Origin of the sequence: Solibacillus ferritrahens, assembly GCF_037027585.1 — a bacterium.
GTDB classification, from domain to species: Bacteria; Bacillota; Bacilli; order Bacillales_A; family Planococcaceae; genus Solibacillus; species Solibacillus ferritrahens.
The window spans coordinates 30,412-54,574 of sequence record NZ_JAXCLE010000004.1; the positions used below are offsets into that span (position 1 = coordinate 30,412).

General features: G+C 37.1%; 21 protein-coding genes. 15 read left to right on the top strand and 6 right to left on the bottom strand.

Annotated features, from left to right (window positions below; all coding sequences use genetic code 11):
* Window positions 1–89: 89 nt before the first annotated feature.
* Window positions 90–635: an RNA polymerase sigma factor gene (locus SNE38_RS05435; RefSeq protein WP_191700699.1), complete on the top strand. Its 546-nt coding sequence runs from the start codon at window positions 90–92 to the stop codon at window positions 633–635.
* A 376-nt stretch (window positions 636–1,011) separates the two neighbouring features.
* On the opposite strand, the gene SNE38_RS05440 is transcribed toward SNE38_RS05435, so the two are convergent.
* The 5 genes from SNE38_RS05440 to SNE38_RS05460 form a co-directional block, all read right to left on the bottom strand.
* On the bottom strand, window positions 1,012–1,437 hold the full coding sequence (locus SNE38_RS05440) for a MarR family winged helix-turn-helix transcriptional regulator (RefSeq protein WP_191703307.1): 426 nt from the start codon (window positions 1,435–1,437) through the stop codon (window positions 1,012–1,014).
* A 24-nt stretch (window positions 1,438–1,461) separates the two neighbouring features.
* Window positions 1,462–1,863, bottom strand: a complete 402-nt coding sequence (spx, locus tag SNE38_RS05445; protein WP_191700701.1) for a transcriptional regulator Spx — start codon at window positions 1,861–1,863, stop codon at window positions 1,462–1,464.
* Window positions 1,864–2,253: 390 nt separating this feature from the next.
* The gene (locus SNE38_RS05450; RefSeq protein ID WP_191700702.1) at window positions 2,254–3,834 is read right to left on the bottom strand and encodes an ABC-F family ATP-binding cassette domain-containing protein; all 1,581 of its coding nucleotides are present in this window, start codon (window positions 3,832–3,834) and stop codon (window positions 2,254–2,256) included.
* A 351-nt stretch (window positions 3,835–4,185) separates the two neighbouring features.
* A complete protein-coding gene (locus SNE38_RS05455) occupies window positions 4,186–4,371 on the bottom strand; it encodes an SE1832 family protein (protein WP_191703306.1) in 186 nt (61 codons plus the stop codon).
* Between the two features lie 152 nt (window positions 4,372–4,523).
* A complete protein-coding gene (locus SNE38_RS05460; protein WP_191703305.1) occupies window positions 4,524–5,558 on the bottom strand; it encodes a PseG/SpsG family protein in 1,035 nt (344 codons plus the stop codon).
* A 100-nt stretch (window positions 5,559–5,658) separates the two neighbouring features.
* Between SNE38_RS05460 and SNE38_RS05465 the strand changes: the two genes are divergently transcribed.
* The 10 genes from SNE38_RS05465 (at window position 5,659) to SNE38_RS05510 (ending at window position 16,213) form a co-directional block, all read left to right on the top strand.
* On the top strand, window positions 5,659–6,465 hold the full coding sequence (locus SNE38_RS05465) for an NAD(P)H-binding protein (RefSeq protein WP_336046048.1): 807 nt from the start codon (window positions 5,659–5,661) through the stop codon (window positions 6,463–6,465).
* A gap of 127 nt (window positions 6,466–6,592) precedes the next feature.
* Window positions 6,593–7,147: an NADPH-dependent FMN reductase gene (locus SNE38_RS05470; protein WP_191700706.1), complete on the top strand. Its 555-nt coding sequence runs from the start codon at window positions 6,593–6,595 to the stop codon at window positions 7,145–7,147.
* Window positions 7,148–7,367: 220 nt separating this feature from the next.
* Window positions 7,368–9,560, top strand: coding sequence for a HelD family protein (locus SNE38_RS05475; RefSeq protein ID WP_336046049.1), 2,193 nt, complete (start codon window positions 7,368–7,370; stop codon window positions 9,558–9,560).
* 49 nt (window positions 9,561–9,609) lie between these two features.
* Complete coding sequence (locus tag SNE38_RS05480; RefSeq protein WP_336046050.1) at window positions 9,610–10,425, top strand: undecaprenyl-diphosphate phosphatase; 816 nt, start codon at window positions 9,610–9,612, stop codon at window positions 10,423–10,425.
* A 123-nt stretch (window positions 10,426–10,548) separates the two neighbouring features.
* A complete protein-coding gene (locus SNE38_RS05485; protein ID WP_336046051.1) occupies window positions 10,549–10,965 on the top strand; it encodes a MarR family winged helix-turn-helix transcriptional regulator in 417 nt (138 codons plus the stop codon).
* Window positions 10,962–12,146: an MFS transporter gene (locus tag SNE38_RS05490; RefSeq protein WP_336046052.1), complete on the top strand. Its 1,185-nt coding sequence runs from the start codon at window positions 10,962–10,964 to the stop codon at window positions 12,144–12,146. Before SNE38_RS05485 ends, SNE38_RS05490 begins: the two co-directional genes overlap by 4 nt.
* Window positions 12,147–12,276: 130 nt before the next feature.
* The gene (locus SNE38_RS05495) at window positions 12,277–13,443 is read left to right on the top strand and encodes an aminotransferase-like domain-containing protein (protein WP_191703299.1); all 1,167 of its coding nucleotides are present in this window, start codon (window positions 12,277–12,279) and stop codon (window positions 13,441–13,443) included.
* A gap of 129 nt (window positions 13,444–13,572) precedes the next feature.
* Window positions 13,573–14,511, top strand: coding sequence for a LytTR family transcriptional regulator DNA-binding domain-containing protein (locus tag SNE38_RS05500; protein ID WP_336046053.1), 939 nt, complete (start codon window positions 13,573–13,575; stop codon window positions 14,509–14,511).
* A 146-nt stretch (window positions 14,512–14,657) separates the two neighbouring features.
* On the top strand, window positions 14,658–15,503 hold the full coding sequence (locus tag SNE38_RS05505) for an ABC transporter ATP-binding protein (protein WP_336046054.1): 846 nt from the start codon (window positions 14,658–14,660) through the stop codon (window positions 15,501–15,503).
* Complete coding sequence (locus tag SNE38_RS05510) at window positions 15,503–16,213, top strand: ABC transporter permease (RefSeq protein ID WP_336046055.1); 711 nt, start codon at window positions 15,503–15,505, stop codon at window positions 16,211–16,213. The genes SNE38_RS05505 and SNE38_RS05510 overlap by 1 nt, the downstream gene beginning before the upstream one ends.
* 184 nt (window positions 16,214–16,397) lie before the next feature.
* Here the strand turns inward: SNE38_RS05510 and SNE38_RS05515 are convergent, their stop codons facing one another.
* Window positions 16,398–16,598 carry a cold-shock protein gene (locus SNE38_RS05515; protein WP_008404655.1) on the bottom strand — a complete coding sequence of 67 codons (201 nt, stop codon included), beginning with the start codon at window positions 16,596–16,598 and terminating at the stop codon, window positions 16,398–16,400.
* Window positions 16,599–17,095: 497 nt separating this feature from the next.
* Between SNE38_RS05515 and SNE38_RS05520 the strand changes: the two genes are divergently transcribed.
* From SNE38_RS05520 to SNE38_RS05535, 4 genes are all read left to right on the top strand, one after another.
* The gene (locus SNE38_RS05520) at window positions 17,096–19,285 is read left to right on the top strand and encodes a DNA topoisomerase III (protein WP_336046056.1); all 2,190 of its coding nucleotides are present in this window, start codon (window positions 17,096–17,098) and stop codon (window positions 19,283–19,285) included.
* A gap of 309 nt (window positions 19,286–19,594) precedes the next feature.
* Complete coding sequence (locus SNE38_RS05525; protein WP_336046057.1) at window positions 19,595–20,728, top strand: glycoside hydrolase family 113; 1,134 nt, start codon at window positions 19,595–19,597, stop codon at window positions 20,726–20,728.
* Between the two features lie 342 nt (window positions 20,729–21,070).
* Complete coding sequence (locus SNE38_RS05530; protein ID WP_336046058.1) at window positions 21,071–22,792, top strand: polysaccharide deacetylase family protein; 1,722 nt, start codon at window positions 21,071–21,073, stop codon at window positions 22,790–22,792.
* Window positions 22,793–22,797: 5 nt separating this feature from the next.
* Window positions 22,798–24,072 carry a glycosyltransferase family 2 protein gene (locus SNE38_RS05535; protein WP_336046143.1) on the top strand — a complete coding sequence of 425 codons (1,275 nt, stop codon included), beginning with the start codon at window positions 22,798–22,800 and terminating at the stop codon, window positions 24,070–24,072.
* Window positions 24,073–24,163 lie beyond the last annotated feature (91 nt).

Below are 24,163 nucleotides of genomic sequence, written 5' to 3' on the forward strand. Positions count from 1 at the left end.
ACCAATATTATGCCATGGCATAATGGATATTTATAAAATTAAACATAAATTGACTTTATATAAAATAAAATCTATCGGAGGATAAAAAAATGAATGAATTACTAACAAATATCTATGATGAGTATAACCGTTACATCTATCATCTTTGTTTAAAACTAACACGCAATCAAAATGAAGCAGAAGATTTGATGCAGGAAGTTTGGGTAAAAGTTGTACGCTACGAAGAATCAGTAGCAAAAGTAGACCATGTGAAAGCCTGGCTGACAACAATTACGATGAATACATTCCGTGACCGCTATCGCAAAAATGTTCGTCGCAGTAAATACATGATGAATCAACCTGAACAATTAGACGTACCAATTTTAGATTTGGTTCCCAACAACGACTTTACGACAGAAGAGATTGTGGAAAAAACTGAAATTACGAAAATTGTACAGGAAAAGATGAGTCAGCTTGATAATATTTATCAAAAAACATTATGGTATTTCTATGTAGATCAATTTTCTTTAGCCGAAATTTCTGATCTTATGAAAGTTTCAATTGGTACTGTGAAATCTCGTTTATTCCGTGCAAAAGCACGCTTAAAAGAAATTTTACTATCCGACAATGGTGTTGCAGAAGCAGTATTGGCTTAATAATTTTTAGGACGAAAGCTATGGCAAAAAGTTGCTGTAGCTTTTTTTATGTTAAATTGCTCCCTTATAATGGCGAATAAGTTGTGTAAAGTGGCGATTAAAAAACTTAAGTGGCGAATATATGCGGAAGTGGCGAATAAAATTCTAAAAGTGGATATTATGACATCGGTATTGACGATTATGTAAGTTCAGTTGACGAATATAGAGGCAAGTATGGCGAATAACTCACAAAAAGTGACGAATAAAATTAAACCCCGATCATTTGCAGGAGCTTTTTTATAGTAAATGGCGAGTACCGGCTGATAAAGTGCAGTTAAGAGGGGAAACTCCCGATTTAAAATAAAAAAACACGTGAGCAGTAAAATGCTCACATGTTTTAAAATTTCGTACATTTTTCAAAGATTGCTGTTAAAGTTTTAATTTCATCTTCTGTTAACATCCCGAACAGATTCTCAAAAAGATTGTCTACTTGCTGACGAGAGCGTTCGAGCACCTCAATTCCTGCTTCTGTAATATGAATTTGCGAAGCGCGGCGATCCGTTTCATTTTGGGTTTTCTCAATTAAGCCTGCTTTAATAAGCTTCGTAGTCAAAACCGTCACACCGCCTGTAGTCACTTTTAGCTTCTCGGCAATGGCAGATGGGCGCTTAGGTCCGTCTGTATGTAAGTAAGCTAATATTAAAATATGTGATTTTGAAAAGCCTAGCTGATTTTGACTATTCCATTGATTGGCAATTTTGCGTTCTAACGATGTCATCTTTTCAAAAAGGTCGGATAATTGCTCGCGTTTATGCTCATTCATAAGTGTCAACTCCAAATGTTATCGCTATTCTACGGCTAATTTTTGAAGGGCATTTAATTCAAATGCTCGCACTTTTCGTGGAATGAAACGACGAATGTCCATTTCGTTATAGCCGATTTGAATGCGTTTTTCATCAAGTAAAATAGGGCTGCGCAGCATGCGTGGGTGATGCTGAATTAAGTTGTAAAGCTCCTGAATGGATAACTGATCAATATCAATATCCAGGTTCTTGAAATCATTCGAGTTTGTCGCAATAATTTCATCTGTACCGTCTTCTGTCATACTTAAAATATGTTTAAATTCTGCTAATGTTAAAGGTTGAGAAGTTGTTCTCTTTTCCGTATAAGCAATATTGTTTTCGTTTAACCATTTCAATGCTTTTCGTGATGAGGAACAGCTTGATTGTGTATAGATTGTTACTGTCATAATAATTTTCCTCGCTTTCCCATAATCAATAATTTGGTGATAGCTTAGTTGTAAGACATTTGTCTATAATAATATCTTACCAGTAAGCTATTTATAATGCAACTGGTTTTTTATATGTTTACCTACCTTTATCTGTATACCCATTCTTCTAATAAAATATACGTATTCTTTTATAAAAAAGTTTCGATTTTTATATTACAGTTTTGTAAAGAAGATAGGAGAGAGGGAGATTAATAATATAGAATAAATAAATCCTCGAATTTCTAATATATTCCCTGTTTTTTTAAAAAAGAACTCACAATGTTCACATATTGCATAAAAAATTCTAAAAAGCCTTTGAATGCACAAAAAGCAGCACACTCCATATAAAGAGTGCACTGCTTTATCAAATTATTTAAATTCGTTTAATTCTTTTGTTTCACGCGTAGTGAACCAGTCCTGTACATTCCATACTTTTGTTGCTAAGCCTTCATAAAATTCTGGCTCATGTGATACAAGAACGATTGTGCCTTTGAATTCCTTCATCGCGCGTTTTAGCTCCTCTTTTGCATCAACATCTAAGTGGTTTGTCGGCTCGTCAAAGATTAACCAGTTTGTTTGGTCCATCATCAGCTTGCAAAGACGTACTTTTGCTTGCTCACCACCAGAAAGAGAGTTCAGTGGGCGAGTAATATGATCCGTTTTCAGACCGGCACGTGCCAATGCTGCACGGACTTGTGCCTGTTCCATAGATGGGAAGGCATTCCACACATCATCAATCGGTGTAATTTTATCAGCTTTTACTTCCTGTTCGAAGTAAGATGGCTCTAAATAATCACCTAAAATGACTTTCCCGTCCAATGGTTGGACTTTCCCTAACATTGTTTTTAAGAGAGTCGATTTACCGACACCGTTCATGCCGACAAGTGCGATCTTTTCACCACGCTCAATTTGGAATGTAAGAGGCGGCAGTAACGGCTTTTCTTTATCATAGCCAATGACTAAGTTTTCTGCTTCAACTACATAACGGCCCGGTGTACGTGCTTCTTTAAAGCTAAACTCAGGTTTAACAGCAGTTTCTGGACGATCAATACGCTCCATACGATCCAATTGCTTCGCACGGGATTTTGCACGACCACTTGTTGAGTAACGTGCCTTGTTGCGGGCAATGAAATCTTCCTGCTGCTTAATAAATTCCTGCTGTTTTTCATATGCATCAATATGCTGGCGTTTGTTAATTTCCGCAAGCTCAATAAACTTTTCATATGTTGCTGTATAACGCGTCATTTTTGCGAATTCCAAATGTAAAATAACATCAACTACATCATTCATGAATTCTGTATCATGCGAGATTAATAGGAAGGCATATGGATAGTTTTTTAAGTAATTTTTTAACCAAGTGACATGTTCTTCATCCAGATAGTTCGTCGGCTCATCAAGCAATAGTACTTTTGGTTTTTCCAGTAAAAGCTTAGCAAGAAGTACTTTTGTTCGCTGACCACCGGATAATGCCGCTACATCGCGGTCAAGGCCAATTGCATCCAATCCTAAACCACGTGCAATGTCATCAATTTTCATATCTAACGTGTAGAAATCGCCGGCATCAAGTGCATCCTGGATTTCAGACATCTCTTCTAAAAGCTTGTCATAATCTGCATCTGGCTCTGCAAGCTCAGCTGAAATCTCATTTAAGCGTGCTTCTTTTTTGTACAGCGGTAAAAACGCGTCTCGCAATGCATCGCGCATCGAACGACCAGCCGTTAAAACCGTATGCTGATCTAAATAGCCGTAATGCGTGCCAGGAAGCCATTCCACTTTCCCTTCATCATGAATTGCTTGACCTGTAATGATGCTCATTAATGTCGATTTTCCAACACCATTTGCACCTACTAAACCAATATGATCGCCTTCTACAAGACGGAACGATACATCTTTAAATAATGTACGGTCACCAAATGAATGACCTAACTTTTCAACAGTTAAAATTGCCATATATAATCCTCCGAGTGTTTTAGTGTGTACTTACTAATAGTATGGTAAAAAGTAATATAAGATTAGTGAATTCAGTAGTTGATTGGAGTGGAGGCGGCGAGTGTAACTATCGGCTCTGCCTTTCGTGGCGGAGCGAAGCAGAGAAGTCACTCAAAGCTTCCTGAAGGATAAGCGTGACGCCTGAGACTACAGGGAACAAAAGCTAAGAACGCCACGTCCTGTGGCAACGCTTTTGTGACCGACATCATGTCGGACTCACGCCCCCGGAAAGCGTCCGCCGAAACGGAAATCAACAAGTACCAAAAACGGCATTATATTGCCTTGCTTTTTCCTCAAAAAAAACCCGCAACATTAAAGTGCTGCGAGCTGTTTGTTTAGTTCTGCTAGCCGTGCTTCCATATTTTCAAGACGTACGAGCGCTTGTTTGACTGAGTCTGGATGGCCTACTGATTCAAGCTTTTCCATATCGCCTTGAAGATTGATGTAATCCATCTTTAATTCGGCGATTTGTTGCTGCAGCTGGTCTTTTGTTAACATCGATAATTGCTCCTTTACGAACGAAAATTGATCTTTTCATATTGTAACATAATGCATTCTATTATGGAGGATAAGAAACCTTAATTTTTTGCGGAATCTATATAAGAAATACGTTAATGTGTACAACAAAAGGCGCAGACTACTATTTCTTCTTAAATGTGTGCCATATTGTGGCGGGCATAAGCTAAATCCAACAGTAGATTTTTTAAAATCTCATTGTTAGTTAAAATTTCAAGATTGCGCTGTTTACGGACTGCTCGTTCGCGACGCTGCTCATGAAGTAATAGTTCCATCACCGCATTTTGAATAATCGATTGTTTCATTTTCCGTCCTAAACCGATATGGATAAATCCATTCATTTCACGGGTGAACGCATAGTTCAGCTCATTATCATGCTGAGCGGTTGTAATGCAGGGAATACCGACAGCTGCAACTTTATATGGTGTATAGTTGGCATTGCAAATAATTAGGTCCGCTTGTGGCATTAACTCTAGAAGTGCATCGGGTTTTTGGACAATTACCGTATTTTTTCGGCTTAAAGCCATTAATTTTAAACTATCCAAGTCATGCTTATAATCAGCATCAATGGCAACGGAAATTTTCAACGGGATATGAAGCTGTGTTAGGTGGCGCAATGTACGGTATGTTAAATTATTGTTATCCCCATCTTCAAAGGCCACAACAATGTGCGGGAGTTCGCCTTTTATCGAGCTGTCAGGTGTTTGGAGAACTTCATGTGCGACTTTCTCCAAATTCTGCGGAACAGCAAACGCATAGCTTCCTGCCAGTTCTTGTACATGTGGTTCTTCATGGGATTCGCCAAATAGTGCAACGAGATGGCAGTCGATTAGATGTGCACCCATTCCAAAATCATCAAAGTGAACAATAGTAGAGCAAAATGGTCTAATCATTTCAACTTGTTCTACCTGTGTATCTTTTCCGTCGTGGATAATTAAATGAGGTTCTAATTCACGAATTTTCTTTTTAATCTCAATAAATCGATCAAAAAGAATAATATTTAAGCCTGTTTGGGCCAATTTATCAATGAGCTGCTGGTTAGTCGTTTTAACAAATAGAATGACACTCTCATCTTGCAATAAATTTGCTAATGTTACTGCACGTTCAAAAGGATACGTTCCTTTAATATCACAATGTTCGATAATCCATATAATTTTTCTTTTTTGCACGTAAATCCCATCCTTTCCACTATCTCTATAAAATATGGTGGAATAGCCGAAATTATGAATGAGAGAGTACATACATTAAATCGTAGAAAAGAGGAAAGATATGAAAGTAATGCGTTCGGCTTTAATCATAGGTGCGACAGGATTAGTTGGCTCGGAACTAGTCAAGCTGCTGTGTGAAAGTGATGAGTATGCGGCAGTGAATGTCCTTTCGAGAAGACCGCTTGATTTTTCCCATCCGAAATTAGATGTAAGGCTTTGTGAATTTGATCAGATTGCAGAATGTGATTTTGAGTTTGCGCATGAAGTGTTTTGCTGCTTAGGAACTACAATGAAAAAAGCAGGGTCAAAGGAGCAGTTTGAAAAGGTTGATTTCGAGTATCCATTAACAGTTGCCGCACTTGCCAAAAATAAGGGAGTCGGTCATTTTATCGTTATTTCGGCAATGGGTGCAAACGAAAAAGCGTTCGCATATTATAGTCGGGTAAAAGGAAAAATGGAGAGGGAACTGATTAATATGGATTTCCCGAAGCTATCCATTGTACGTCCCTCATTAATTACAGGAAACCGTCCAGAGTTTCGATTAGGTGAGACGGTAGGGGATAAGGTATTAAAGGTGCTCAATCCTTTATTGGTGGGCCCGATGAAAAAAGTGCGTTCAATTCCTGCAAAGCAAATTGCAAAAGCCATGAAAGTGATTGCACTGCATGGCAAAAAGGAAAAAGTCGCAATTTATTTATCGGATGAGCTTTTGGAAATGGAAATGCCAATTATTGAAGAAGAAAACTCATTTGTAGACAAAGAAGTAGCCTTCAATTGGAAAAAATTCGACGAAGAAGAGTTGCCACTTGCAGATAAAAAGACCGAAAGTAATCAAAGTAAATTAAAGGAAGCAGACAAAAGAAAATAGCATTCCTATTCCAGTATAACGATGTCCGACAAAAGACTGAAATTGATCTTTCCTAAGCAACTACCTATTATCAAAAGAAGTTATTCTGATACAATATGAGTACAACGAGTTACATGGAGGAACAATTATGAAAATATTACTTGTCGATGGTACCATCTTTGGCCGAAAAACTGGCGTTCTTTTGGAGCAGGTTCAACAATATATCGAAGCTTTTAACCCTTCACTGGAGTTGGAGATATTATATTTCTCAAAATTAAAGCATCAAATTTTAGACGGCAGCCCGCTAAATGACGATATGAAAATGATGATCCAAAAATTTGAAGAAGCCGATGCTTATATTTTTGCTTCGCCAATCTTTCAGGCATCCATCCCTGGTGTATTGAAAAATGCGTTTGATATGATTCCACCCAAAGCGATGCGCTACAAGCCAGCAGCGATTATCGGCAATGGCGGTACGTATCAGCACCATTTAGTATTGGAAAACCAATTGCGTCCGATTTTGGATTATTTCCGTTGCTTAGTAACACCGAACTATGTATATACACATGCAGACCACTTTGATAAGGACAATAAAATTATCGATGAAGATGTGCACAACCGTCTTCGAGAATTGGCTCGCGTATTCGTTCAATATTGCGAAATGACGAAAACGTTGTCAAAGCAGCCGGTAGATATTCAGTAAAATAAAGTGAAGCGTCCATGCCGAATATGGATGCTTCACTTTTTTCGTTTAGCTTATCATTTGCAGTATTGGGTATATACATCTTTAATTGAAATCTAAAAAATGGAAATTAGCATGTCCTTCAGATTGAATCTCACGTAATTTTGTTGTAGCATGAATATTCATCTGAAAATAAATAAGTAAAATTTTTACTTTTTGAGCATTTGGAGGCGAACAGAAGATGGAACAAACGATTTGGCAAAAGGAAGAGGCACACTTAAAGCAAATTAGTGCCCTGTTAAAACAACAAATCGAAGTGCAGACAAACCATTTAAAAAAGCAAAAGGGCGACATTGTCGAGGAACGTACACAAGCTTCTTCGGAGTTTAATGACATTTCTGGAGAAAGTGCCATCCAGTTTTCACAAATGCTACAAACGATGCAATTACGTGAACGAGAATATGTACAGCAAAGTGAACAATTAGCTAAAATGCAAATTTTATATAAAAGTCCTTATTTCGGACGCATATCACTCGAAAATGAACAAGGTGAGCGCGAACATTTATATATTGGCCTATCGACTTTCCGGGAGCCACTAACGGATGATGTTCTAATTTATGATTGGCGTGCACCGATTTCGAGTCTTTTTTATGAAAATAAAGTCGGACCGGCACGCTATCAAATTCCGGATGGTGAATATATTTCTGTAACGATTCAAGGCCGCCGTCAATATAAAGTGAAATATGATGAGTTGTTGCAAGTATTGGATGCGGATATTTATGTAGGTGATGAAGTACTGCAAAGCCTTTTATCCGATACCGCAAAGGAAAAGATGAAGTCGATTGTTGCGACAATCCAAAGTGACCAAAATGTCGTCATTCGTTCTTCAAATAAAGACAACCTTATCGTACTTGGACCACCCGGTAGTGGGAAAACGTCCGTTGCGATGCAGCGAATTGCCTTTTTACTTTATGAATACCGTCAGACAATGAATGCACGCAGCATTTTACTCATTTCGCCATCGGATTTGTTCAATGACTATATTTCAAATGTACTGCCAGAGCTCGGTGAGGAAAATGTACAGCATACGACGTATTACCGTTTATTACGTGATTTAAAATTAACGCATTACAAGGCGGAAACAAGCTATGAAAACATTGAGCGTCTTCAACATGCTACAGATGAAGAACGTGAACATTATGCATTTAAAGGTTCGCATAGTTATGTAAAACAATTGCTCGATTATATTGCAAGCATAAAAAAGAGGGGCATGCCATTTTATAACTTAAAGGTAGAGGGGAAGCTTTTCATTTCTGCAAAAAAACTAACTGAATTGTTTTATGAAAAGTATGGTGCACTGGATATCGACTTCCGACTGAAAAAAATCCGCACCTTCCTACTGGAAAAAGTTGGGCAGCAAAAATCAAAGGACCGAAAAGTATTAACAAAAGAGCTCAAGGCTGTAAATGCTTACATCGGCACAGATAAAGAAATTGAACAGCAAGTAAATGAAAAGCTTCAAAAAAGATACGGCAGGCTTGAGGACACAATTCAGCAACTCGGGTTCGTCAATATTAACAAAATGTATATTAATTCGCTCGCATTCGGAAATGACGATTTATTTACACAGGCAATTCAGGAGGCAACTACTGAAACGCTGAAAAATCGCATATTATATTATGAAGATTTAGCGCCGATCATGTACTTGCAGGCATTTGTAAAAGGCTTGTATGCCAATAATACAATCAAGCATATCGTCATTGATGAAATCCAGGATTATTCCTATTTACAACTCTTAACAATAAAAGCGATGCATCCGAAAGCACATTACACATTGTTGGGCGACAAAAATCAACTTGTGCATCCCCAAATGAAAGATTCATTGGCAGGTCCATTGGAAAAGCATTTCAAAGTTGTCGAGCTGAATAAATCCTATCGCTCAACAAATGAGATTACCGATTTTATGAGTGCTATTTTGAATAATACGACGACCCAATCGCTGGGTGTATCAGGTGAGAAGCCGCAAGTTATTGAGACAGCTACTGCTCCTAAAACAATTGCCCAGCTCGTAAAAGCACAATTTAAAGAGCAGGACAGCTTTGTCATCTTATGCAAAAATAAGTTGGCCTGTGAGCAGTTATATCATGAACTAAAGCCACTCGTACCAAAATTGCAGCTCGTAACAGAGGAGCAGAAGGTATATATGAAGGGCATTTTAATTATGCCGGGCTATATGGCGAAGGGGTTTGAATTTACGACGGTTGTTGTAGCGGATGCGAACGCCGAAGTGTATACCGAGAAGATGGATGCATATTTACTTTATACAATGACTTCGCGTGCCACACGTCAATTATTTTTTGTGACAGGGGGAATATTACCAAAAGCCCTTGCACACATTGGCGAACAGTATTATCGTAAAGAAGTGAACATTTAGGCGCACTTTGTCGTCTAACAGAAGATAACAACTTTTTTAGGAGATACAAATGGAAAATTTTGATTTGATTTTAGTTTTAAAGCACTTCATTATCGGATTGGTACAAGGCATAACGGAGCCAATTCCTGTTTCATCTAGTGGTCATGTAATGATTGCGAGTGAAATTTTGGGAATGGGTGAGCAAGGCTTTATGTTCGCCATTTTAACGAATACTGCATCATTAATCGCCATTATGTTTATTTATCGTGAAGATATTATTCGATTAATTACTGGATTTTTACTGTTTATTAAAACACGGGATGCTCGCTACCGCGCAGACTTTAACTTTGCACTGTACGTAATAATTGGCTCGATTCCGGCTGGTGTACTGGGTGTCTTGCTAAGTGATGTCATTGCAGACAATGTGAGTATGACAACAATTGCATTAATGCTCTTTGTTACAGGGATTGCCCTTTGGTTAATTCGCAACTTGCGCGGAACAAAGCGTGACGGTGATTTAACTGCAAAAGATGCCTTCATCGTAGGATTAGGGCAAGCAGTTGCATTAACACCAGGTATTAGCCGATCAGGTGCGACAATTATTTCAGCCATTGCGGTCGGTATGAACCAAGAGACGGCTTTACGATTCTCATTCATGCTGTATATTCCGGTAAGCTTAGGTGGAGTAGTATTAGGCTATACAGATTTCCTCGATGAGCCAAATAAAATGGACTTAGCCATTCCATATACAGTAACATTCCTTGCGACACTGTTCATGACCTATTTTGCAATGCGCTGGTTTATGGGAATTATGAAAAACGGCAAGTTGCATTACTTTACGTACTACTGCTTCTTAGTCGGTATTTTATTATTAATTTTTTATTAAGTCTTACACGTTTCGGAAAATTTTCCGAAACGTGTTTTTCTTTTTTTTTACATCTTGACAAAGAATGCAAAGTTCTATTTAATTAGTTAGTCTAACTAACTAATTTTCGGAGGAAGAAGTGACATGACATTCTTTTTACAAATACATCGTTTTCATAAACGTTATACGGCACAGTTATCCGCTATTTTAGCTCCGCATGAATTATCGAATGCTAACTGGTCGCTTTTACATTATTTAATGGAGCATGGTTTAACGACAACAAGTCAAATAGCAAAATACTGGGATGTTGAAAAACCGACCGTATCAGCAAATGTCAAAACATTAACCCGACATGGACTAATTCAAATAAAGTACGGGGAAGACAAGCGTGAAAAATACTTGAGTTTAACTAAAAGCGGAGAGAACTTGTATGGAATTATATTCCCCGAAATTAAACTACTGCAACAGCGGTTATTAAGTACGATGACTGAAGCGCAACGACAAAAATTTCAGCAAGCCTTAAATGAAATGGAACAGTTATTGAAAGAAGGTTTATTATGAATGAAGTAAAAGAACCTATTTGGACAAAGGATTTTATTGTAGTATCAATCATTAATTTTATGTCTATTTTAATATTTTTCCTCTTAATGGTGACGATCTCTAGCTATGCAGTCGAAACGTATCATGTATCGACAAGTATTGCAGGTCTTGTATCGAGCATTTTTATTATTGGAACGTTAATCGGTCGATTAGGAGCAGGGCGATTGATTGGGAATAGTGGCCCACAAAAAGTACTCATGACTGGTTTAATTGTATTTTTTATTACTACAACCCTTTATCTGTTCGAGTGGGGTGTTACGTATTTATTGGTGATCCGATTATTACAAGGGGTAGCAGTTGGGACAATTGGTACAGCAACAGGGACAATTGTTGCCACGATATTACCTGCAACACGTAAGGGAGAAGGAATTGGCTACTTTAGCTTAAGTGCTGTTTTGGCGACAGCAATAGGACCATTTGTAGGAATGTTTATAATGAAACTTGAAAATGGCTTTGATGTTATTTTCTATACAAATACAGTATTATCGCTACTTTTATTAATCGCCTCTTTATTTGTTAAAGTATCAATAACTCAAAAGAATACTAATTCAGAACTTCACTCACAAAAGTTATCGCTACTTGAAAAATTTATTGAACCGAAAGCAGTATCGATTTCTTTTGTTGCGTTATTAATTGGCTTTGCTTATTCAGGTGTAATGTCATTTTTAACGTTTTATTCTAGGGAAATTAATTTAGTAGAAGCTTCAAGCTATTTCTTTTTGGCGTATGCCTGTGTCATTATAATTTCACGCCCTTATACAGGGAAGTTAATGGATTTACGTGGACCGAATATTATTGTGTATCCGTGTCTCATCATTTTTGCGGTAGGTATGTTGCTATTTAGCCAAGCCTCAGCAAGTTGGATGTTACTTGTAGCTGCTGCCTTGATAGGACTTGGTTATGGAAACTTTAACTCGATAGCCCAAACAATTGCTGTGAAAGTAACAGAGCCGCATCGATTTGGTTTAGCAACATCGACCTACTTTATTTTTTATGATTTAGGTTTAGGTATTGGTCCGTTTATTTTAGGGATGGTAGAGCCACATACTACTTACCGTGTAATTTTTGCTTCTATGATTCCACTTGTCTTAATTTGTATCCCGCTTTACTATTTTTTAGTAGGGAGAAAGAAAGTGCTGTAATTAACGCATCTATGTCACAAATATACTAATGATAGGCAAGTATCTTTTGAAATGATATTTGCCTCTTGTGTAATAGATTGAAAAGTGATAAAATTTTGAAAATTTAAATTGAAAGAAGAGAGAATTTAACATGCAGTATTCTGACAGTATATTAAACACACCATCATCATTTATCCGTAATATTTTAAAAGTAACGGACGCAGCGGATGTCATTTCATTTGCCGGGGGACTGCCAAATCCGATTTCATTTCCAATCGGACAGTTGAAAGAATCCGTTAATCATGCGATTGATGAAAGTGGTGCGAAGGTTTTCCAATATTCCACGACTCAAGGGTATTTACCACTACGTCAGTATATTGCAGAAAAACATAACAAAAAGCAGCCAGGTCTGGATTATACAGCTGATGATGTGCTTATCACAACTGGATCACAGCAGGCATTGGAGCTTATTTCAAAAGTACTTTTAAATAAAGGCGATGGCGTAATTATAGAAGAACCGGGATACTTAGGGGCAATTCAGGCATTTACACTGCGTGAACCGACTTTCCACGGTGTCACTTTGGAAACGGAAGGTATAAATATAGCGGAATTGAAAGAAGCACTGAAAAAACCTAATGTCAAAATGGTTTATACAGTACCTAATTTCCAAAATCCAACCGGTTTAACTTATACACAGAAGCGCAGGGAAGAAGTTTATGAAGCGGTAAAAAATGAAGATATCATTTTCATTGAAGACGATCCATACGGCGAGCTACGTTTTACAGGTGAGCATTTACCATATATTGCAGCAGGTAAGATGGAAAATAGCGTCCTATTAGGTTCTTTTTCAAAAACAGTTGCACCAGGTATGCGCTTAGGCTATATGCTTACGAAAAACCATGAATTTTTAAGTCATATCGAAACAGCAAAGCAAGCATCTGATTTGCATACGAACATTTTCGCGCAATACACTTTGCACCATTATTTAACGAATAACGCCTATGAGGAGCATGTTGAAAAAATAATCGCCCTCTATAAGGAACAATCGGATACGATGTTAGCAGCAATGGAAAAATATTTCCCGCCGTATGTATCCTATACAAAACCTGAAGGCGGTATGTTCATCTGGGTAACGATGCCAGAAGGGGTAAATGCACTTGAAAAATTCCATGAAGCAATGGATCAAAAAGTAGCATTTGTACCGGGCAACCCGTTTTACACAGGTAAAAAGGAAGTAAATACGATGCGTCTTAACTATACAAATGCTACCCCTGAAATTATTGAAGAAGGCATTAAACGATTAGGGGAAATTTTATAAATTCATACAACTAAGCTATTGTGTTGATTCATTCAAGCAATAGCTTTTTTTAATAAACCATTTATAGGAAAATTGTGAAATAGTAGTATAATGTTTTATAAAATACCCATTTGAACGAGGTGTACGATATTGAAATTAACTATTGAAGTAATTGAGGAGTTTGGGGAGGTACTTTTACCTGCAGTGGAACTATTTGCAGAAAAACCTTTAGTCAATATTTATACAGACGTAACAAAAATGAATCTTTTAAAGCAGCAACTATTGAAAATGCCTAAAGTTTACGTCCATGCACATGAAGAAGGGCATTACGAGCGATTAACTGTAGAGGAAACGTTTCAGTTCTATTTAAAATTACATAATATGGACGATTCTGTCGAGACTCTTATGAAGGCATTTGGCTTGGAACAATTTAAAAAAATCCGTGTAAATGAATTAACTTCTGGTGAACGCCAAGTACTTAGTTTTTTAAAGGCTTATGTACAACGGAAGGAAGCAATTATTTTAATTGAACCCTTTCAAAATTTACAGCAAGTTGAACGCAAAGTTCTTATGCATTTAATCATACAAATTCAGCTTGCAGGCAAAAAAGTAGTGTTACTATCGAATAATTTAGAGCACTTAATTAATTCGGAAGGCGAAATATTAAGACTGGATGAAGAAGGCTTACATAAAATGGACGTTAAAGAAGAGCAACCGGAACAAGGACAAGGATCGATTGAAACGATTCAGTTGAAAATTGAAAAGATTCCAACGAAAAAAAATGAAAAAATCATCCTATTTAATCCACCAGAAATTGACTATATTGAAAGTGTCGAAGGGGAAGTATTTGTATATGTAGCTGGAGAAGCATATCCATGTACATTAACATTGAGTGAGCTGGAAAAACGACTGCATCATTTCGGTTTTTTCCGCTGTCACCGCTCATATATCGTCAATTTGCAAAAAGTAAGGGAAATAATCTCATGGACACGCAATAGCTATAGTCTATCGCTGCAAGGTACAGGGAAATTAGAGGTGCCCCTTTCAAGAACAAAGCTTTCGGAGCTAAAAGAAATTGTCGGAATATAACAGATTTCCTGGGAAATATTTTGTACCACTCATCGATTTATAACACCAAACAACCCTATAAAGCGACAATTCACCGATATTATAATGCAGTGATTGCTTCCTTCCTTTAAATTAATGGTATCAACGATTTCAAGGGAGGAAATAAAATGACAGCGATTATTGAGGTGCAAAACCTACAGATGAAGTATGGAAAGGAAGAGGCATTGAAAAATGTTTCCTTTTCCATTCGTAAAGGAGAAATTTTTGGCTTTCTTGGTCCAAGCGGCTCAGGGAAAACGACAACGATTAAAATACTGACTGCACAGTTAACCCATACAGGCGGTCAAGTATCTGTTTTTGGACAGCCAGCCAGTGAAATGAATAAAGTGCATAATAAATCGAAGTTTGGCATTTTGACAGATAATAGCGGGCTATACCAACGGCTCTCTATTGAAGAAAACTTATTGCTGTACAGCCAGTTGTACAACTTACCTAAAAGTACAATAGAGGAAGCGTTAGCATTCGTAAATTTGCAGAAGGATCGTAAAAAGAAGGTCAATCAGCTTTCCAAAGGGATGATGCAGCGTGTTGTTCTAGCCCGCACGATTATGCATAAACCACCATTACTGTTTTTGGATGAGCCTACTTCTGCGCTGGATCCAGTAAATGCTCAGCACATTTATAATGGTCTTCGTAAATTGAATGAGTTAGGTACGACGATCTTTTTAACAACGCACAATATGGAAGAAGCAGAGTTGCTATGCAATCGAATTGCCTTCTTACATAAAGGTGAAATCCGTGAAATTGATACACCGCTTGCTTTAAAGAAAAAATATAGCGACCACTCATTTACAGTGGAGCTTGAAAATGGGGAAAACCATGTTGTCTATAATGGGGAACAAGGTGCGCTGCAAGTAATGGAGTGGATGAAGGCAAAGCGTGTGTCACGCATGTATTCTAACGAACCGACATTAGGCGATATTTTCGTACAATTAACAGGGAGTGATTTATAATGAACATTTCAGTAAAACGTATTCAAGCCATTTTCATGAAGGACTATAAAGAGTTTTCCCGTAATTATGTAATCTCATCTGTTGTACTTATGCCGCTAGTTTTAGCACTTTTTTATGGACGAATGGGCTCTAATTCCATTGATATGTACTTTTTACCTCTGAATGTAACACTTTCAATGGTAACTACGTATGTTCAGGCATGTCTGATCGCAGAAGAGAAAGAAAGGAATACGCTGCGTGGTTTAATGATGTCACCGGCTTCAACATTTGATATATTATTTGGCAAAAGCTTACTAGTATTTTTAACGACAGCCATCATTTTAGCCGTATCTTGCTATTTAGTAGGGTTTGCACCGAAGCAGATTATAGTAATTGCGCTTGCTTTAGCGCTTTCAACAGCTTTCTATTTGGCGTTAGGAACAATTTGCGGCTTATTTACAAAGTCCATTATGGAAGCTTCTTTAGCTGTTCTACCAGTAATGATTATTTTTACATTCGGTCCATTGGCACTAGCTTTAGGAGAAGATCATCTATTATACAAAATTGTCGAAGTTTTACCGAGTACACAATTGATACGATTGGCAGAGCTGTCACAGGCAAATGCAGCATTCACTGAGTTAATAGGTGCATTTAGCATAATCACTGCATGGACAGCAGGTGCAATCGCAATATCGGTAGTACTGTTTAATAAACGTACAAAAGACTTATAGTATATGGGGCTTTCTGAATTTACTTCGGGAAGCTCTTTTTTGATGTCAAAATGTTAAAGCAGAAGGAAAGTGTCATGTTTAAAGGACAAACTTCTTTATTCGTTCATTATGAAACTATAAAAAAAGAAGCATACTCAATTTGAGTATGCTTCTTGCAACTAACTATATACTTAAATCGTTAAAATTAAAGTTTAGTTACGTTAGTAGCTTGTGGGCCACGGTTGCCTTCTTCAACGTCGAATTCAACTTTTTGACCTTCGTCTAAAGTTTTGAAACCTTCGCCTTGGATAGCTGAGAAGTGTACGAATACATCGTTACCGCCTTCAACTTCGATGAAACCGAAACCTTTTTCTGAGTTAAACCATTTTACTGTACCTTGTTGCATGAGAGAAAACCTCCAAAAAAATTAATTATTGAATTGCTAAATGTATAAAAAAATTCACACATTAAAAAAGGGAGCGTACACGTTCACTTTTTTAATATGTGAATTAATCGTAAACAGCTTAAGCAATTTAATTACTCTTATTGTATAACAAGATTATCCAACTGTCTACTAATTTTTCTCGAAAAGAGGTGAAATTTTTGATTTTTCATACAAATGAAGGGAAAGAACGATTAAATTATATCGGAAATAATCTTATTTTACCACTTAAATTTTGATGGAATGGATAAAATTTTGCGTATTTATTAAAAATAAAGGTTATTTTTACAATAAATTAAATTAAATGGAAATTAATTGAAGTGTAATATACATTTATTTTACATAATTAGGAGATTCGGTTTGCTAAACAACAAGTCAGCACAACGTTAGACACAATTACGCCAAGGCTTAATTAATGTATGGTATAGTTGGTTCAAAGAGGTATGAAAGGATTGTGTACGATGGCTAAAAGTTTAGTATTGGCAGAGAAACCTTCAGTTGCACGAGACATTGCGAATGTGCTGAAGTGTCATAAAAAAGGAAATGGCTTTTTAGAAGGGGATAAATACATTGTCACATGGGCGCTAGGACATTTAGTGACATTGGCAGATCCTGAAAGCTATGATGAAAAATATAAACAATGGAAGCTGGAAGATTTACCAATGCTTCCGGAACGTTTGAAATTAACAACTATTAAACAGACGAGCAAGCAATATAATGCGGTAAAATCACAGCTTACACGTGGTGATGTCAATGAAATCATTATCGCAACAGATGCGGGACGTGAAGGAGAGCTTGTAGCACGTTGGATTATAGACCGTACAAAAGTGAATAAGCCGATTAAGCGCCTATGGATTTCTTCCGTTACCGATAAAGCAATCAAAGAAGGCTTTGCGAATTTAAAGCCAGGCAAAGCGTATGAAAACCTTTATCATGCAGCGGTAGCCCGAAGTGAGGCGGACTGGTATATCGGGCTGAATGCAAGTCGTGCGTTATCGACGAAATTTAATGCACAGCTAAACACAGGGCGCGTGCAAACTCCTGTTGTCGCAATGGTGGCAGCACGCGAAGATGAAATAAAGCACTTTAAAGCTCAAACATACTACGGTATCGAGGCACAAACGAAAGAATTAAAATTAACGTGGCAAGATGCTACTGGCAATTCACGTAACTTTAATAAAGAAAAGATCGATTCGATTGTTAATGACCTGGACAAGCAGGATGCCAAAGTAATCGATGTGGAACGAAAGCCGAAAAAAACGTTTTCACCGGGGCTTTATGATTTAACAGAATTACAGCGTGACGCGAATAAACTATTTGGCTATTCTGCAAAAGAAACGCTAAACATTATGCAAAAGCTGTATGAGTCGCATAAAGTTCTAACGTATCCACGTACAGATTCCCGCTATCTTTCATCTGATATCGTTAGTACATTGCCAGAGCGCCTAAAAGCATGTAGCGTAGGTGAATATCGTACATTGGCAAATAAGGTAATAACGAGACCAATTAAAGCAAATAAATCTTTTGTAGATGACAGCAAAGTTTCAGATCATCACGCTATCATTCCAACTGAAGAATATGTTAACTTTGCGAATTTCACGGATAAAGAGCGTAAAATTTATGATTTAGTCGTTAAGCGTTTTCTGGCTGTTCTTTTCCCGGCACATGAATTTGAGCAATTAACAGTACAGGCCCAAATTGGTAAGGAGAAGTTCATTGCGCGCGGTAAAACGGTGCTTTCTGCTGGATGGAAAGAAGTTTACTCAAACCGATTTGACGATGAAGATTTAAATGAAGACGTGAAGGAACAATTATTACCACGTCTTGAAAAAGGACAAATACTGAAGGTTAATTTACTTGCTCAAACTTCCGGACAAACGAAGCCACCAGCTCGTTTCACAGAGGCTACAATACTAACAGCAATGGAAAATCCGTCTAAATATATGAATACACAAAATAAAAAGCTTGCCGATACATTAAAATCAACCGGTGGATTAGGTACAGTTGCAACCCGTGCCGATATTATCGATAAATTATTTAATTCCTTCCTTATCGAAAAACGCGGGAAAGATATTCACATTACATCAAAGGGCCGTCAGTTATTAGACTTAGTACCAAACGAGCTAAAATCTCCTGAAACGACAGCCGAGTGGGAGCAAAAGCTTGAGCTAATTGCTAACGGTAAGCTGAAAAAAGATACGTTCATTAATGAAATGAAGCAACATACAAAAGCCATTGTTTCGGACATAAAAAAGAGCGACAAAAAGTTCAAGCACGATAATATTTCAACAAAATCCTGTCCGGATTGTGGAAAACCTATGCTTGAAGTGAATGGGAAAAAAGGCAAAATGCTCGTATGTCAGGATCGTGAGTGTGGTCACCGTAAAAATGTCTCCCGCGTAACGAACGCCCGTTGTCCGCAATGTAAGAAAAAGCTTGAATTACACGGACAAGGCGATGGTCAAATTTTCGTGTGTAAATGCGGTTACCGTGAAAAATTATCAGCCTTTGAAGCGCGCCGTAAAAAAGAAGGTGGCGGCAAAGTGGACAAGCGTAGTGTCCAAAAGTATTTAAAAGAGCAAGAAAAAGAAGCAGAGCCGATTAATAATGCATTTGCAGATTTACTAAAAGGTATGAAATTTGATGATTAATCATCTTTTTAACTAATTATATTAAATAACTAAACGCAAGAACATGAAGTCAGTGGAAGTGACAATGTTCTTGCGTTTTTTTTATTTAAAGAATTTGAAATTAAAAATTAGAAAGACACTTTTTGGGAGGGGCTTACCACACGAATAAGTTTTTATCTGTAGCATACATTAGCAGTTGGGAAAGGGTATTTTTTTCAGAACAGTAGGGAATAATAAGAGAATGAAGAACTGGGGAATTTTGTTTTTTTTATTTCCGTCGTGTGTAGGTTGTAAATCTGATTTAATCGTAGTATTTACGAGGTGTGAATTATGTTAAATAAGAAGCTAATTATTGGGACTTTATTTGTTACACTACTTCTATTATTGGCCATCTTCGTTGGGAAGGATAGGTTTTCGAAGCAAGAAGATGAGGATTCAAAACTTTCTATAAAGGAGACTTCTGAAATGGAAATTTCACCTTTGAAGGAATCTGAAAGAAATGAAGAAAGACCCCAATTGAAATACACTAGTAATGAATTTCAGGCTGGTATGAATCTACTGATTTACGGTCATCCCGATATGGCTGAGGCCAGAAAGATATTTGAACGTATAAGAAATTTGGGGATTAACAGTGTGGCAATAAATTTTCCTTTTTATCAATCAGATTCGCAAGCAAATGAGGTAACTGTAAGTCAGGCTTATACACCGACGATTCAAGAACTTCGAAAAATCATAGAATTCGCACATGCGTCTGAGCTCAGTGTTATGATTAGACCCATCATGGATGAACAAGTTTTTCTATCCTCAAATATGTGGAGAGGGCAGATAAAACCGACAGACCCGGATTCTTGGTTTGACAGCTATCAAGCATTAATACTCACATACGCTACTTTGGCTGAGACGACTAATGCAAAATCATTAAATATTGGGACGGAACTGAACTCAATGCAAAATAAATATCAGGATAGATGGACAGAACTTATTGAAATTGTGCGTGGGGTTTACAAGGGAGAGCTATTGTATTCCTTTAACTACGATACAGTTTCAGAAATTCCTTCTCTTGAGTTTGTTAAATTACTTGATCAGGTTGGGATTGATGCATATTTCCCATTAGATCTACCAGATGGAGCTACGACAAATATGCTGGAGGAGGAATGGAAGAACCAAATCAATCAGTTGGAAGAAGCGTTATGGCAACAAACCATTATCGTAACTGAAGTTGGAATCCACCCTATTGCCGGTGCATATCGTACCCCTTACTCATGGAGTTTTCCTGATGGTACTTTTGACCCTCAGTCACAAGTTAATTATTATGAAGCGACATACAATACTTGGAAGCCAAAAGCGGAAGGAATTTATTGGTGGGCTATTACACTTGGCCAGGATCCCAATGAAATCAGCTTCTCTCCTTTAGGATTACCAACAGAAGAAGTGATTAAGAAGCACTTTCTTAAAAATCACTAATGATAAATAAAAGAAATAGGTATGCTGTAACTATAGTTCCATAGGACCGCTCATTATATACTCTTAATAACTTAATGATAAAAGGCTGAAACCACGCTGAATGTGGTTTCAGCCTTTTTTTATTCTCTTTAAAAATATTTATAATTTATTTTCACTTTTCGGTATAGTTCTATAGAAGCAAGAATAATGTAATTTTATCATGTTGATAAACCATCGTTGTATTTTTGGAGAAGGAGTACATTTTATAAAGGAAGATACCAAAGTTTGAGTGGTTTTGTTCATGATTGATAAAAGACTGTTAAAGGGACAGTGTAAAGGAGTATGTAAATGCAGGTAAGGACTATGGGCCGACACAAGATATTAATTTTCATTATTTGTATCACTCTTTGTACTATATTACCAAATGTTTCAGTGGAAGCTGCCAAGGAGGCTAAAGAGCCGGAAGTACTAGTTATATATACAACAAGGGACGGAAAAATGAATGAGGAGCAGCGTTATTTAGATTTATTAATCGGTCACTTCACATCCAATATTCGATTTATAAGCAGTGACGATGTAGAGAAAAGCGATTTATCTTCAGCAACACATCTATTTTATTTTGGTCAATACTCAACGCAGCTACCAGCCAAATTTAATACATTATTTGATGAATATGAAGGTACGATTGTAGCAATTGGTTATAACTCAGAAAAGATTGGAAATCAATTTTCGTTTATTGACCCAAAACATGAGGTTACCATCGATCAAATTTCTATGAAGAGTTCAGATAAAACATTGGATATTACCAAAATGTATATTGTTGAAATTAAAGCTTACGAAGGCTCTGAGATTCTGATTAATGGACGTATGAAGGAAGGGGGTGTGGACTATCCGGTAATGGTAGAGGGAAATGGAAATTATTACTACGCATTTGACACTGTGGATTCAAGTCGGGCCACACTATTTGCTGAAGCTCTCCACGATGTGTTCAAAATTGAACATGAGGAAATATCCCCTGGTTATATCCGATTAGAAGATGTCCACCCCTTAGTGAACCCTAAACCACTTCAAGAAATAGCTAGCATGTTAAAGGAAAAGGATATACCCTATATGGTTGCTGTAATACCGATCTACACAAACCAGATTACGGGAAAGAGAAGTACCTTTGCTGATTCGCCGGAATTGCTGAAAGTTCTAAAACAGATACAGAAGGATGGGGGAAGTATTGTACTCCATGGATATACACATCAATTTAGAGCTTCTGAGACAGGCGAGGGATTTGAGTTTTGGGATGTAGAGAACAACTCGCCGATATATTTCCCCGAAGATCAGGAATATACATTAAAAGAAGAAAAGGATTTTTCTTCAAAAGAAGATTATTTGAATTACATCAATGATTTAAAAGCATATGAAAGAGAGTATACAGAAACAAAAATAAATCAAGGAATCGATGAGTTAGCTAAATATGGTTTATATCCATTGGCTTTTGAAGCTCCGCATTATACTATGTCCCAATATGGTTACGAGATATTATCTGAGTATTTTTCTACTTATGTAGGTCAGGTACAGCTTAGTGATAAGGATTGGGAAATAATGGACACCTCTCCGTATATTACTTCTCCTTCATTTTTACATGGAATGAAGCTGCTTCCTGAAACAATGGGATATATACAGCCAGGTGTTGAGCAAGCTGTTCAAAAAATGATGGATAATGCCGGAAGAATTAGATTGACTCGAGACGGGATATTATCTGCTTTTTATCACCCTTATCTAGGGGCAGAAGGGTTTAAAGAATTACTGGATGAGCTAGATAAATTACCGAATGTTTCCTGGATCGATCTAAAAGAAATGGATGTATGGGTAAAGGGCAAAAATGTTTCTATTCATACTGTGAATGGTCAAATCATTAAAGATTTTAATCGTTTAAAAATCGTCTATTCTTCCATGGAGGCACCCCTGTTCTATTTAGGTCAATTTGTTCGTTTTGCAGCATGGGTAATGGTTGTTATTGGAGGTGCTGCAGTTTGTGTGTTTATTGTTTTTACCTTCCGCTTAATAAAGAGAAATAATCAAATAGAAGGGTGACCGTAATAGCAAATTTATTCCTCTATATTTCTATTTTCCTGATTTGGACTATGCTGTTTTACCATGCTTTCCTGATGTTAGGGGGGTATTTTCACTCATTAAAATATAAAGACTTTAAGAAGAGATTCAATATTCCACTGGAAGAATATCCAAAGGTAAGTATCCTTATACCGGCTCATAATGAAGAGATAGTCATTGAAGATACGATTCAATCAATGATAAGGCTCGATTATCCAAAAGATAAGCTCGAAGTGTTAATTATTAACGATAATTCGAGTGATCAAACTGGTACCATTATTGATAGGTATGCAAAGGAATATTCTTATATCCACGCTGTCCATACGAAGCCCCCTCATGCCGGAAAAGGAAAATCCGGTGCTTTAAATCAAGGATTCAAACATTCAACTGGAGAAATGATTGTAGTATATGATGCCGACAATACGCCCGAACCAGCAGCTATACGTAATTTGGCATTGGGATTGCTGAAAGATAAAGAAGCCGGTGCAATGGTAGGTAAATTCCGTGTAGTAAATGCAAATAAAAATTTACTAACACGACTAATAAACATAGAAACTTTAACTTTTCAGTGGCTCGCTCAAGCTGGACGCTGGTTTTGGTTTAGAATGACAACAATTCCCGGAACGAATTTTGCGATCCGTAGGTCCATTTTGGATGAGCTTGGGGGGTGGGATGAAAAAGCTTTATCGGAAGATACAGAATTAAGCATCAGGGTCTATAATCTGGGCTATTATATTCGTTTCTTCCCGGAAGCTGTTACTTGGGAACAGGAACCAGAAAATATTCGTGTATGGTGGCGACAAAGAACAAGATGGGCCAGAGGAAACATATATGTAATTTTAAAATATCTATTCCAAATTCATAAATTAAAAAATAAAAAAATAGTTATCGATATCGCATATTTCTTATTTACGTATTTTTTGTTTTTTGGCGGAGCTATGATTTCTCACCTTATATTTGTCGTTAATTTTGTACATGATTTGAAGTTATCAATTGGAGTTGTCTCCTATGCATTATTGATTATCGGATTTCTCCTTTTTGTGACGGAAGTTTGTTTGGCTCTAAGCATGGAGAAGAAACAGCTTACCACAAAAAACTGTCTTATTGTGTTATTAATGTATTTTACTTACTCACAATTATGGATCCTTCTAGTGATACAGGCTGTGTTCCTCGAAGTAAAAAGGGTGTTATTAAAACAAGAAGTCAAATGGTATAAAACACAGCGCTTTAAACAACCAGAACAAAAAAGAAATTCAGTGTAAGTACAAAATAGAGAAGCTATACAATGCTTAAGGCAATTGTATCAGGTAATTATAGCCAACATGTCTTTCAATTGACCCAGCAGATATAAAA